Source organism: Candidatus Kaistella beijingensis, from assembly GCF_020084865.1.
GTDB classification, from domain to species: domain Bacteria; phylum Bacteroidota; class Bacteroidia; order Flavobacteriales; family Weeksellaceae; genus Kaistella; species Kaistella beijingensis.
The window spans coordinates 2,264,662-2,278,570 of record NZ_CP071953.1; the positions used below are offsets into that span (position 1 = coordinate 2,264,662).

Here is a 13,909-nt window from a genome sequence, read left to right on the forward strand (position 1 = left end):
TTCATTGACATACAAATAACAACCAAAAAAGTAAGGAAAAAACTAAGGCGTAAACAACTTTGAGCGAGTCAAGACAAACATACAATGGAGAGTTTGATCCTGGCTCAGGATGAACGCTAGCGGGAGGCCTAACACATGCAAGCCGAGCGGTAGAATCTCTTCGGGGATTTGAGAGCGGCGTACGGGTGCGTAACACGTGTGCAACCTGCCTCTATCTGGGGGATAGCCTTCCGAAAGGAAGATTAATACCCCATAATATAATGATTGGCATCAATTATTATTGAAAACTTCGGTGGATAGAGATGGGCACGCGCAAGATTAGATAGTTGGTGGGGTAACGGCCCACCAAGTCGATGATCTTTAGGGGTCCTGAGAGGGAGATCCCCCACACTGGTACTGAGACACGGACCAGACTCCTACGGGAGGCAGCAGTGAGGAATATTGGACAATGGGTGGAAGCCTGATCCAGCCATCCCGCGTGAAGGACGACGGCCCTATGGGTTGTAAACTTCTTTTGTACAGGGATAAACCTCCCCTCGTGAGGGGAGCTGAAGGTACTGTACGAATAAGCACCGGCTAACTCCGTGCCAGCAGCCGCGGTAATACGGAGGGTGCAAGCGTTATCCGGATTTATTGGGTTTAAAGGGTCCGTAGGCGGGCCCGTAAGTCAGTGGTGAAATCTCGCAGCTTAACTGCGAAACTGCCATTGATACTGCGGGTCTTGAGTGAATTTGAAGTGGCTGGAATAAGTAGTGTAGCGGTGAAATGCATAGATATTACTTAGAACACCGATTGCGAAGGCAGGTCACTAAGATTCAACTGACGCTGAGGGACGAAAGCGTGGGGAGCGAACAGGATTAGATACCCTGGTAGTCCACGCCGTAAACGATGCTAACTCGTTTTCGGGCCGCAAGGCTCGGAGACCAAGCGAAAGTGATAAGTTAGCCACCTGGGGAGTACGTCCGCAAGGATGAAACTCAAAGGAATTGACGGGGGCCCGCACAAGCGGTGGATTATGTGGTTTAATTCGATGATACGCGAGGAACCTTACCAAGACTTAAATGGGAATTGACAGATTTAGAAATAGATCCTCCTTCGGGCAATTTTCAAGGTGCTGCATGGTTGTCGTCAGCTCGTGCCGTGAGGTGTTAGGTTAAGTCCTGCAACGAGCGCAACCCCTGTCACTAGTTGCCATCATTCAGTTGGGGACTCTAGTGAGACTGCCTACGCAAGTAGAGAGGAAGGTGGGGATGACGTCAAATCATCACGGCCCTTACGTCTTGGGCCACACACGTAATACAATGGCCGGTACAGAGGGCAGCTACCACGCGAGTGGATGCGAATCTCGAAAGCCGGTCTCAGTTCGGATTGGAGTCTGCAACTCGACTCTATGAAGCTGGAATCGCTAGTAATCGCGCATCAGCCATGGCGCGGTGAATACGTTCCCGGGCCTTGTACACACCGCCCGTCAAGCCATGGAAGTCTGGGGTACCTGAAGTCGGTGACCGTAAAAGGAGCTGCCTAGGGTAAAACAGGTAACTAGGGCTAAGTCGTAACAAGGTAGCCGTACCGGAAGGTGCGGCTGGAACATCTCATTTTAGAGCGTCGTTCGACGTTAAACAGACAAGTGCCTCGGCACGAAAGAACTTGCTTGAAGTTCGCTTTAGTTTTTTTACTTTGGTTGGTATTTAAAAATAAACCCACTAGAAATTAGTACAGGGAAGAGATTAATAGCAAGCAGTCTCGTAGCTCAGCTGGTTAGAGCGCTACACTGATAATGTAGAGGTCGGCAGTTCGAGCCTGCCCGAGACTACTAATTGATAGAGGGGAATTAGCTCAGCTGGCTAGAGCGCCTGCCTTGCACGCAGGAGGTCAAGGGTTCGACTCCCTTATTCTCCACAGTTTCGGGGGCCTGGTTTAAAGGTTACGGATGGAGCCAAAAACAACATCTGTTCATCAGGACGAAGAAAAGACATTAAGATCATTGACATTAACGGTAAAGACATCACAAAGAGAAAACCGAGCGCCTTCGGGCGCCGAGTATAAAAATATACTAATATAACAATTAGGAAGGAAATCGTTAAGGGCGTATGGCGGATGCCTAGGCTTTCAGAGGCGAAGAAGGACGTGGTAAGCTGCGAAAAGCCGCGGGGATCGGCACACACGAATTGATCCGCGGATGTCCGAATGGGGCAACCCAATACATTGAAGATGTATTATCCCGCAAGGGAAGCAAACCCGGAGAACTGAAACATCTAAGTACCCGGAGGAAAAGAAATCGAAGAGATTCCGTAAGTAGTGGCGAGCGAAAGCGGATTAGCCCAAAAGCTTTTATATGTTTAATAGAATGTTCTGGAAAGAACGGCCGTAGAGGGTGATAGCCCCGTACATGAAAGGCATACATAAGTGATAAATGAGTAGGGCGGGACACGTGAAATCCTGTCTGAATATGGGGGGACCATCCTCCAAGGCTAAATACTCCTGAAAGACCGATAGTGAACAAGTACTGTGAAGGAAAGGTGAAAAGCACTCCGAATAGGAGGGTGAAAGAGAACCTGAAACCGTACGCCTACAAGCGGTCGGAGCCCACAAGTTGGGTGACGGCGTGCCTTTTGCATAATGAGCCTACGAGTTAATTTTGCCAGCGAGCTTAAGCACTTCAGGTGCGGAGGCGGAGCGAAAGCGAGTCTGAATAGGGCGCTTAGTTGGCAGGATTAGACGCGAAACCTTGTGATCTACCCATGGGCAGGTTGAAGCTTTGGTAACACAAAGTGGAGGACCGAACCGGTTGACGTTGAAAAGTCTTCGGATGACCTGTGGGTAGGGGTGAAAGGCCAATCAAACTGGGAGATAGCTCGTACTCCCCGAAATGCATTTAGGTGCAGCGTCGCGATAAGTTTATTAGAGGTAGAGCTACTGATTGGATGCGGGGGTTTCATCGCCTACCAATTCCTGACAAACTCCGAATGCTAATAAATGTTGCGCGGCAGTGAGGGCATGGGTGCTAAGGTCCATGTCCGAAAGGGAAAGAACCCGGACCAACAGCTAAGGTCCCCAAATCTATACTAAGTTGAAACAACGCGGTTGGACTGCATTGACAGCTAGGATGTTGGCTTGGAAGCAGCCATTCATTTAAAGAGTGCGTAACAGCTCACTAGTCGAGCGGTTCGGCATGGATAATAATCGGGCATAAGTATAGTACCGAAGCTATGGATTTATATCGTAGGATATATCTGGTAGGGGAGCATTCTGTCTGCGCCGAAGCAGTGTCGCGAGGCATTGTGGAGCGGACAGAAAAGAAAATGTAGGCATAAGTAACGATAAAGGGGGCGAGAAACCCCCTCACCGAAAGACTAAGGTTTCCTCAGCCATGCTAATCAGCTGAGGGTTAGTCGGGACCTAACGCGTACCCGAGAGGGGAAGTGGATGGACAGCGGGTTAATATTCCCGTACTTGCTCACACTAAAAAGGGGACGGAGCGCCGTACCTGCTGGAGACTGACGGAATAGTCAAGGCCTAGCCTCCGGGCGAAGCTGCTGCAGGGAAAGCGCTTCCAAGAAAAGCCGAAGTGAAGCAACCCGTACCAAAACCGACACAGGTAGTCGAGGAGAGAATCCTAAGGTGCTCGAGTGAGTCGTGGCTAAGGAACTAGGCAAAATAGTCTCGTAACTTCGGAAGAAGGGACGCCTCCCCCAGGGGAGGCCTCAGTAAAGAGGCCCAGGCGACTGTTTATCAAAAACACAGGACTCTGCTAAATCGAAAGATGCTGTATAGGGTCTGACACCTGCCCGGTGCTGGAAGGTTAAGGAAGGAAGTTAGCGCAAGCGAAGCTTTTGACTGAAGCCCCAGTAAACGGCGGCCGTAACTATAACGGTCCTAAGGTAGCGAAATTCCTTGTCGGGTAAGTTCCGACCTGCACGAATGGTGTAACGATCTGGGCACTGTCTCAGCCACGAGCTCGGTGAAATTGTAGTATCGGTGAAGATGCCGATTACCCGCAATGGGACGAAAAGACCCTGTGAACCTTTACTATAACTTCGTATTGACTTTGAGTAAACAATGTGTAGGATAGGTGGGAGGCTTTGAAGCCGGCACGCTAGTGTCGGTGGAGCCGACGTTGAAATACCACCCTTTGTTTACTTGGAGCCTAACTTCCTAAGGGAAGGACACTGCGTGGTGGGTAGTTTGACTGGGGTGGTCGCCTCCAAAAGAGTAACGGAGGCTTTCAAAGGTACCCTCAGCACGCTTGGTAACCGTGCGCAGAGTGTAATGGCATAAGGGTGCTTGACTGTGAGACCTACAAGTCGATCAGGTGCGAAAGCAGGACATAGTGATCCGGTGGTTCCGCATGGAAGGGCCATCGCTCATAGGATAAAAGGTACTCCGGGGATAACAGGCTAGTCTCCCCCAAGAGCTCACATCGACGGGGAGGTTCGGCACCTCGATGTCGGCTCGTCACATCCTGGGGCTGGAGAAGGTCCCAAGGGTTGGGCTGTTCGCCCATTAAAGTGGCACGCGAGCTGGGTTCAGAACGTCGTGAGACAGTTCGGTCTCTATCTATTGCGGGCGTTAGATGTTTGAGAGGGCTTGAATCTAGTACGAGAGGACCGATTTGAACAAACCTCTGGTGTATCAGTTGTACCGCCAGGTGCACCGCTGAGTAGCTACGTTTGGAAAGGATAAGCACTGAAGGCATATAAGTGCGAAACCTGCCTCAAGATGAGACATCTTTTAAGGGTCGTGGGAGATGACCACGTCGATAGGCTGCAGGTGTAAAGACAGCAATGTCATAGCCGAGCAGTACTAATTACCCGTAGATTTATGGCCTGGTTGGGCACCCGGGGGCAAGCGCAGGTTTGCTCTTTGTGAAAGTTTTTATCGATAAAAATTAAGAATTTTAAAGATTGGTGTGTTGAGGGATTGCTAATATCCTGACACCCTAATCTCTTAATCTCCTAATTATAATAATATTTAGGGTGGTTTTAGCGGAGGGGCTCACCCGTTCCCATTCCGAACACGGAAGTTAAGCCCTCCAGCGCCGATGGTACTGCTAACGCGGGAGAGTAGGCCGCCGCCAGTTTTTTTCAGAGTCCCCAATTACTAACGTAGTTGGGGACTTTTTTTGTTGCTTTTGAAAGTTAGTTAATTATTCTAGTATTAATTAGGCAGAATTGATGAGAACCTGAGTTGTTTTTGACACGATTTTATTTTCAAAAACATAGGAAAGTTTCTTCTCACAAATAGTTTCTTAGCTTTTTTTTATATATGAGGCATAACTTTAGGCATCAAATCACATTTCTGAGAATTGTTTTTAGATTACTGGCGATTGCTGTTTTTGGCACTTTTTATTTTAATAACACCCAAAAGGTTGGCAGTTTATTGGCTTTATTTAAAAACTCGGAAGCATACTCTAAATACAGTCAAAATGAACTGATGAAGATTTGGACTGATGCCTATAAACTTTCTAAAAAGCTTAATTATGAATAAGGCACTTTAAATTTTATACAGAAAATCCTCACCATTAAAGTAAACTCTCTTAATACAGAAAACTTTGAAAGCTACTTGTCCGAAGGTATTATCCTTGCTGAAAAAAGTAAGGAGATAAGTCTGGAAACCAGACTTTTGATGTGTAAAAGCTGGTATTATACAAGCCCTGCAGCAGGAATGATGACGTTCCTAAAGCCTACAACAGGATAGGCAGATTACAGACTGATTGTTTTCAACGGCAGTAAGTGGTCTTTTTGGAAGCCGTAAATAATTCATAATAAATAATTAGATTCCGTCTCTTAAAGAAAGAGGCGGAATTTTTGTTAAAACCTGCTCAAAATCCCCCAATGAATCTTGGTGTCGTTAAATTTAAAGGGATTTCCAAACTCATTTCCATTCGAAATCTGGAAGCTCATTAAACCAATCGGTAAAAAGAAATTGAAACCCAAACCGAAACTGTAGAACCTTGGTTTCAGTGAAAGTGTTTTATTGTTAATCTGCCCGTATTGCCCAAAAATATCGAAGAAGGCTTGACTTCCCACCAGATAACGGTATTCCGCAGTTCCGTAATAATAGAAATCGGCATAGAGGGAGTTTTCATTAAAACCGCGCAAAGAATTCCAACCGCCAAAGCGGAGGAGTTCGTTTGTTGCGAAATCGTTTTTGGAACTGATCATCGCGGTTTCACCTTTAAGATTTAAAAAATGATTACCTTTCAGATGAAAATTTCTTTCGCCCAACAAGTAGAAATTATTTTGAGTAACATTTAAATTGTCCTTTGAATAATTAGTCGAAATAAAATCAGCTTCTGCGCGAATTCGTGTTTTATAGAGAAAGAGTTCAATTTCAGTCGGTTCGTTGAATTCATAAAAAGCACCAATTCCTTTTTTTACGTAATCTTTTCCTTGAACATACAGCGAATCCATCACGGTTGAGGTTTCAAACGTTCCTCGAACGCCCAGTTTTTGTCGGTTGTTGAGGTGAAGATAAAACGCGGGAATCAATTTCACATTCGCAAAAGTAGAGTCTTGACGGTAAATATTTACATTGATATTCGTTCCCACATTGGAACCAAAAAGATATGGAATATCGGTTTTCAAGTCGAAAGTTTGACCTTTGTCCGGATTTCTTTGCCAAAAAATATTGATGCTCTCAAAACTGTTGAACATATTTCTGAAATTCACATTCAAACTTCCATTAAAGGTAAATTTGTCGGTTTTGTCGTTCCCGAAACCTAAAATCCCGTCGAAAGAATTGGATTTTTTCTTTTGGGTAAAAAGGAAAATCTGCGTTGAATCTTTCGTAAACAAAGTTTGTGGCGGCTTTTCTAAAAGTACAAACGGATGGTTTTGCAGCGACTGGTTAATCTGCATCAAATTTTTGTCGTCATAAACTTTTCCTTGGAATTCTTTTTCCAAATTCTTCACGAAACGTTTTGGCAATTTTTCATAACCTCTGAAAACGAAAGCATCCATTTTTCGTTGATTCCCAGGAATCACAGAAACTTCAACCTGTGGAATCCCTTTTTTTATTCCAAGATATTTTGACTTAACACGATTGAAGGAAAAACCTTGATTTCGATACTTTTCGCTGATTGACTTTTTTAAGGAGTCTAAATTTCTGGTAAAGAACTCCTTATTGAGTTTGGTGTTTTTTTCTATCTCATCGGAAATTTTTACCTGTGCTTCGTTGAAGTTTTTTCCCTTGTCGAAAAAGATTTCAGTGTGGCTGCCTTCCTTTTTTACGTCCTTCAACTGAATTAAATAATAATTGTTCTGGGAAAGCGAATCCAGAAACTTCACCGCCAAAACAGAATCTTTAGCCAAAATTCTTTTACCGTTTTGAACATCATTCAACCAAAATTCTTTTTGCTGCGCATTCAGAAATACACATAAAAACATGGTGAATATGTAGAGGATTTTTTTCAAAAGCAGTCAGTAACAATTCAACAGAATTAAGGTAAGTTTATTATCTTGCAGACTGTAATTTTATTGGTACAAATTAAAGAATTTCCATTGATTTTACTCAATGAAAGTTAGTTGTTTCAAAATATATGAAGAAGGTAGGTCTTTTTTTCGGCAGTTTCAACCCCATTCACATTGGGCACTTGATTTTGGCAAACTATATCCTGGAAAACTCGGATATGGAAGAACTCTGGTTTGTGGTAAGTCCGCAAAACCCATTTAAAGACAAAAAATCTCTGCTGAAAGACCACAACCGTTTAGACATGGTGCAACTCGCCGTAAAAAATTATCCGAAAATGCGTGCCTCAAACGTAGAGTTTTCCTTACCAAAACCAAGTTACACTATTGATACTTTAACTTACCTTCATGAAAAATATCCCGACAATTCCTTTGCTTTAATTATGGGTGAAGACAATTTGAACGGACTTGCAAAATGGAAAAACTCGGAAACTTTAATTAAAAATCATCAGATCATCGTTTATCCGAGAGTTTTTGAAGGCGAGAAAAAAGACCACGAATACTTACAGCATGAAAACATTCATTTAATCAAAGCACCTGTAATAGAACTGTCCGCTACAGAAATTCGGGAGATGATCAAGCTTGGGAAAAATGTACGACCGATGCTGCCGCCGGAAGTTTTTGAATATTTGGATGGCTCTTCTTTTTATAAGTAATGAGCAATAAGTAATTGGCAGTTGTAGCAAACCGTCATCAACGTTGAACTTGAAAGAAAAAATGGAAATGGTAGATAAACTTTTAGAAAAACATGGTGAGGAGAAAATCACGAAATGGTTCCATCAAGTTTGCAAACTTGAAGCCATTTCCTGGGCATTTTTATTTTCCGCGATGATTTGGATTCGTTATGACCCGGATGGTTTGTTGCCCATTATTTATATTGCAACCATCGGAAATATCCATGGATTGTTTTTCACGCTGTACCTTTTGCTGATTCTTCCCGCTAGAAAAATTTATAAATGGGACGATGAGGATTTCGTCTTTGCCCTGATTTCTGCATTTTTCCCTTTTGCCACAATTTGGATTGAAATAAAGTATGCGAGATTTGATCGGGAAGATTAAATCATCTGGAGCAGTAAATTTGATTTGTTCCACTACTAAATTCGTCACAGAAAAATTGACGGCGAACAATATTCACTCGAAGAAATTCACTTTTTTAATCTTTCACCTGTAACATTTTTCAAGTTTCAGTTGTCTAATTAATTGAATCCAAAAAAATTTTGTAAAATTTTTATTGTTGATTATCAGTTGATTAGATGATGGATTAAAATTTATTTACTACTTTGTATTGCATAATACTAAAATAATAACATATCTTTGCAATGTAAAATTGATAACCAAAAAACTTGTAACCAAAAAACGAATAACCAAAAAGAAAAGAAGGAAGTAAACTCATAACCGAAACTAATAGCTTTAAAACTAATCACCAAAAACTTCCTTCTCTTTCTTTTTTCCTAAACTTAAAACCATGAAAAAATTAATCATTGCACTTTCACTTCTTTCAGGATTTGTTGCTTTTGCTCAAGAAAAACCAAAAAAGGATTCAGCCAAAACAAAAGACATTCAGGAAGTCGTTGTTTCCAAAAAAGTGTTTCAAAAAAAAGCAGACCGATTGGTTTTTGATGTCGCTGCATCGCCTGTTGCAAAAGGAAATACTGCCTTTAACTTGCTTAAAGAAACGCCATTGGTTTCTTCAACCGACGACAAAACCTTGAAAATCGCCGGGAAAAGCAACGCCGTAATTTATATCAACGGAAAGAGAACCCAGATGAACGCCGATGCAATCGAAGCTCTTTTGAAAAACACTCCCGCTGAAAACATCCAAAAAATAGAAGTCATCACACTTCCTGGAAGTGAATTTAATGTAGAAAGTTCGGACGGAATCATCAATATCGTGTTGAAGAAAAAAATGACCGACGGAACCAACGGAAATCTTCGAATGACCAATTATCAGGGAATCGACAACAGTCAATCCGCTTCTGCAAGTTTGAATTTTAGAAAAAATAAATGGGCGATCAGTACCAATTTGAACTCCATAAACCAAATCAGAAATCAGCAATATGCCATGAATAACGGCGACTCTAAAAGTAGCAATAATTCGGTAGGTTACGTGAAAAACGGGACCTTCGATTTAGGTGGTTATTTAAATATTGATTACGATATTTCTGAAAAACAAACCGTGGGATTTTCTTACAACACTTGGTACAGCGAGAATAAAGACACGCAAAGCAACTTTTTCAACACCATTAAATTCCTGGATAACAACAATGTTTGGCAAACGCATTACAACAGAACTCAAAACTTCATGGATTCTCATCATTTGAATAATAATTTCAATTTGAATTACGAAGTAAAGTTTGGCGAGAAGGGAAGCAAGTTAAACTTGAACGCTGCCTATTTGAAATACAATCAAACCGAAAATAACAAAAGCGTTACCAATATTACAGATTCTCAAAATCTCATCACAGGTTTGGAAGGAAAATTCAATCAAAGAATTCCACAGGATATCGATAATTTTTCGGGAACGGCTGATTTTACAAAGGTTTTTAAAAGTTTCACTTTAGGTGTGGGTGGAAATTTCAACAAGACTAAAACAGATAACGACACATATCTTGAAAATTTGGATTTAACCACTGGAAACTATGTGAGAGACCTCAATCAAAGCAACCACTTTGTTTATGATGAAAAAATTTCGGGAGTTTATGTGAATGTGGACAAAAATTTCGGTGAGAAATTTTCTACAAAAATCGGCGCAAGAATGGAATTTACCGACAGTTACGGGCAAATTCTCGGAACCGCGATTGACGTGAAAAGAAAACACCAAAACTTTCTTCCGACTTTAAGTTTGAATTACAATATCAATGACAAAAATTCGCTTTCATACTCTTTTACAAGTCGAATGAAAAGACCAAGTTTTTGGGAAATCAATCCCGAAAGAATTTATTTGACCAAAGTGAATTATGTACAGAATAATCCTTTTGTGAAAGCTTCTTCTGTATTTAATCAAGAGTTGATGTATATGTTCAACAATGCGTATTTTCTTCAACTATCGAATTCTTACACCAAAGATGCAACGACTCAAGTTCCATTGCAGCGAACGGTAAACGGAGTTAGCGAGTTGCGGTATATCCGTACAAATTATGGAACCGAAAATAATTTCAGCGCAAATTTGGGAATGAACAAACAGTTTTTCAAACAAATCTGGAATGTGAATTACACCATTGGAATGCAAATCAACACCTATAAAGGAAGCGTAAATATGGATCCAATCACTCATGAAATTTTCGATCCTTATGTGGTGGATGGAAGTTTGGTGACGCCATTTTTCCAGGCACAGAATACGATTCGACTTTCTTCTAAAAAAGACTGGTTTTTGGGGGTGAATTATTTCTATCTCGGAAAAAATAAAATTGATTTGGGAACTTTGAGTCCGCTTCAACAACTGGATTTGAATGTAAAAAAAATCTGGAACGACTGGACTTTTTCTCTTGATTTAAGAGACGTTTTGAAAACCAACAAAATTATTATTAATGATGTTCAGGCAAGCGGAAAATTTAATTCTATCGACCAATATCAAGATTCCAGAAGAGCAACTTTGGCGATTACCTATAATTTTGGAAACCAGAAAATTAAGAAGGCGAGAAACATTGAAGGTGCAGCAAGCGACATTAAAAACAGAACTGGAAATTAATTTTAACTGAAAATATTTCTCATACCTCTCTATATTAAATTGTTGAAATCGGCGTTTTGCAAAAGCGCTGATTTTTTCAATAGGCTTGATGATTAAATGAGGCGGTATAAAACTAAAACTCACCAATTTTTTTTGGTTTCTTCCAAATAAAGCCGTCCAACAAATAATGGGTGAGTTGCGGAACGGTAAGCAACGGAACCAGCAACATTTGCCAATCTCCAGATAACGAGAAATTAGAGAAAGAAATGTGCTCTTTCCAAACAAAAGTTTCCCACAGAAATTCTTCTGAAAAAGCGATGACTAAAAGAATTCCAATAAACAGAAGAACTCCGATCCCTGATTTGAATACGGAAAGTTTTTTTAGATAAGCATCATCTTTTTTCTCAATCTCGTTCAGATAAATTAGGGCGATATACGGAATTCCATGCGAAACGACATTGAGAAAAGTAAAAATCAAATCGTTATTAAAATAGACAATTCCGAAATACCATGACAGAAAAGTCCCGCTAATCACTGCATTTTTTGGGATGTTGAATTCCTTAAATTTCACAAAAACCGCCACCGTTTTCAAAATCCAAACCGCTAGAATTACAAAATAAAGAATGGTGATTACAGGAATGTAATTAGGAAGTTTTCCCATCCAATTGAACTCATCTTCTACAAACCAATTGAATTTTCTCGGCGTTCCAAACCAATAAAGCATCGGGTAAACTGTGGCGGCATAAATTGCGGCGGTGTCAATTTTTTTATGAAGGTTGTTGGGTTCAAATCTTGCGTAAAGCCGCATAAAACCATATTGTTGTCTAATAAAATGATAGACCGCAACCAGCGCTAAAGCCGACCAGAAAATCAAACTTCCTAATTGGTAGAACATAATTCCTAAAACCAAACTCAATATTGGAATGGTGAGATAGAGTTTTTTCCGTTTTTCGAATTCTTGTTTTACGAAATAGGTTTTGAAAAGGGTAGAATAAACATGCGCCACATCGACGAAGACAATCAAAAAAAGCCACGTGAAAAAACTGTATTTTTCATTGAGTTCCATCAATGTATCTTGAAAAAGAAAAACCGTTGCCAAGACCAAAAATGGCGGCGAAAGGATAAAGAGCGAATCTGTTTTAGCGTTATTAATCCACGGTTGTTTCATGTTTTCAACATTTGTTTTGCGGCGTTTGTTCCTTGATGAAATGCTTCTTCAAAAATAGATATTCCCGATAAATCAGTATGTGCAAAAAATATTTTTCCGTTAATATTTTTCCTCGCATTTTCTGCTTCTTTCCCAAAAATTTGGTTCGGAACGGGCGAAATCATTGCATGTCCCAATTTATGAAACTGAATTTCCAACAGATAGTCTTCAATTAAAGGATGGGCGATTTTCAGTTCGTCTAAAACTAATTTTTTCAGTTCATTTTCTTTGAGATTAAACAGTTTTCGGCGTGCTTCTTTTAAATCTTTTTCAGAGAAACTTCTGTAATAAGTAATTACTTTTTCGCCCAGATTTTGGTTCAGGTTTTGGTGTTGGTCGTAAATATAGCCTAAACCTTCTGCACCATAAATTACGTTATCCCACGCTAATTCATCTTCGCCACCAAATTCATTTTTTAATGTTAAAGTCGCCAAAAGCCAAGGAACATATTGGAAATTTTTGATATTTCTATTTTTAAAAAGATACTGATTTACAAATTGAGGTGTCGCAAAAAGTACTTTTTCTGCAATGATTTTTTTTGAAATCTTTTTAGAATTATCAAAAGCCAAAACTTCCACTTTTTCATTATTTTCTACGGAAAAAACCAAATGATTTGTCAGCTTTTTGTCTTCTGTAAATTTTTCTAAATGTTTTGCGAGTCGGGCATTTCCTTCGGGCCAAGTAAAAACCTGGTCGGTTCTGTTGGTTGCCCAATTGTTTTTTCTTCCGGCGAAATAATGAATTCCCGCCCAAGCTGAAACGTATTGAATTCCCAAACCGTAATCATCTTTGCAGGAATAATCGAGCAACCAAAGCAATTCTTCGGATTTGAAATTATTTTTGGAAAGCCAATCTGCAAAAGTGAGTTCATCAAGATTTTTTCCATCATCACTCGATTTGTTGAGCGGAATATCGAACCAATATTTTCCTAAAGCGTCTTTTTTGGTTCTGAATTCATCCATCATTTTAAAAAAGATTTCAATTTCTTTTTTCGTTTCCTCCCTAATTCCTTTCAACGGAACCAAATCATTTTGCCAGGAATTTTTAAAGAAAAGCCGTTCTTCTTTTGGGAAAGTTAATTGATAGTCGTCCAAAATAGGCAATCCGTTTTCATCGTCGCCGAGATACATTTTACATTCCCGCAAAAATTCAATGATTTCCGTGTCTTCTCTATTTGGAATTGGCAAATAGTGCGCTCCCAAAGGAAATTTAGAGAATTTGTTTTCGCCGTTTGAGGAATTTCCACCCAAATGATTTTCAAGTTCTACCATCAAAAAATCTTCTTCGCCATGATTTTTAAAATGTCGAGCCGCAGAAAGTCCTGAAATTCCACCACCGACAATTAGATACTTTGTTTTGATTTCTTCAGTTGGTTTCGGGAAATTTTTCGCCCAAAGTTGATGACCTAAAACATGATTGGTTCCCGTGACTTTTAATAGAAGCGATTTTGCTTTCTGTTCGCAATACTGAAAAAAAGGTATAAAAAGACCTGCCCAAAACAGCATGGACAGAAAATTTCTACGTGAAATTTGATTTCCCTTTTTCATTGATTGCCTGAAGAATTAC

7 protein-coding genes, 2 tRNA genes and 3 rRNA genes are annotated in these 13,909 nt (G+C 40.5%); 9 read left to right on the top strand and 3 right to left on the bottom strand.

Going from position 1 to position 13,909, the window contains the following annotated elements; translation table 11 throughout:
• Positions 1-81 precede the first annotated feature (81 nt).
• The 6 genes from J4771_RS10540 (at position 82) to J4771_RS13210 (ending at position 5,697) form a co-directional block, all read left to right on the top strand.
• Positions 82-1,598: ribosomal RNA gene (locus J4771_RS10540) — 16S ribosomal RNA — on the top strand.
• A 141-nt stretch (positions 1,599-1,739) separates the two neighbouring features.
• Positions 1,740-1,813, top strand: a tRNA-Ile gene (locus J4771_RS10545).
• A gap of 12 nt (positions 1,814-1,825) precedes the next feature.
• Positions 1,826-1,899 (top strand) — tRNA-Ala (locus tag J4771_RS10550).
• Positions 1,900-2,070: 171 nt separating this feature from the next.
• Positions 2,071-4,827 (top strand): 23S ribosomal RNA (locus J4771_RS10555).
• 145 nt (positions 4,828-4,972) lie between these two features.
• Positions 4,973-5,080 (top strand): 5S ribosomal RNA (gene rrf / locus J4771_RS10560).
• Together the 16S, 23S and 5S rRNA genes with 2 tRNA genes alongside form the textbook arrangement of a ribosomal RNA operon.
• Before the next feature lie 482 nt (positions 5,081-5,562).
• A complete protein-coding gene (locus J4771_RS13210; protein WP_262900167.1) occupies positions 5,563-5,697 on the top strand; it encodes a hypothetical protein in 135 nt (44 codons plus the stop codon).
• Between the two features lie 113 nt (positions 5,698-5,810).
• Here the strand turns inward: J4771_RS13210 and J4771_RS10565 are convergent, their stop codons facing one another.
• Positions 5,811-7,388, bottom strand: a complete 1,578-nt coding sequence (locus J4771_RS10565; RefSeq protein ID WP_224134967.1) for a BamA/TamA family outer membrane protein — start codon at positions 7,386-7,388, stop codon at positions 5,811-5,813.
• A gap of 152 nt (positions 7,389-7,540) precedes the next feature.
• Here J4771_RS10565 and nadD point away from each other — a divergent pair, with 152 nt between their 5' ends.
• The 3 genes from nadD to J4771_RS10580 all read left to right on the top strand — a co-directional run bounded on the left by nadD (position 7,541) and on the right by J4771_RS10580 (position 11,157).
• Positions 7,541-8,125: a nicotinate (nicotinamide) nucleotide adenylyltransferase gene (gene nadD, locus J4771_RS10570; RefSeq protein WP_224134968.1), complete on the top strand. Its 585-nt coding sequence runs from the start codon at positions 7,541-7,543 to the stop codon at positions 8,123-8,125.
• Positions 8,126-8,186: 61 nt separating this feature from the next.
• Positions 8,187-8,528 (top strand): DUF3817 domain-containing protein, encoded by a 342-nt coding sequence (locus J4771_RS10575; protein WP_224134969.1) that lies wholly within the window; start codon positions 8,187-8,189, stop codon positions 8,526-8,528.
• A 406-nt stretch (positions 8,529-8,934) separates the two neighbouring features.
• The gene (locus tag J4771_RS10580) at positions 8,935-11,157 is read left to right on the top strand and encodes an outer membrane beta-barrel family protein (RefSeq protein ID WP_224134970.1); all 2,223 of its coding nucleotides are present in this window, start codon (positions 8,935-8,937) and stop codon (positions 11,155-11,157) included.
• Positions 11,158-11,269: 112 nt separating this feature from the next.
• Here the strand turns inward: J4771_RS10580 and J4771_RS10585 are convergent, their stop codons facing one another.
• Both J4771_RS10585 and J4771_RS10590 read right to left on the bottom strand, forming a co-directional pair.
• Positions 11,270-12,304 (bottom strand): hypothetical protein, encoded by a 1,035-nt coding sequence (locus tag J4771_RS10585; protein WP_224134971.1) that lies wholly within the window; start codon positions 12,302-12,304, stop codon positions 11,270-11,272.
• On the bottom strand, positions 12,301-13,890 hold the full coding sequence (locus J4771_RS10590) for a flavin monoamine oxidase family protein (RefSeq protein WP_224134972.1): 1,590 nt from the start codon (positions 13,888-13,890) through the stop codon (positions 12,301-12,303). The genes J4771_RS10585 and J4771_RS10590 overlap by 4 nt, the downstream gene beginning before the upstream one ends.
• Positions 13,891-13,909: the final 19 nt, after the last annotated feature.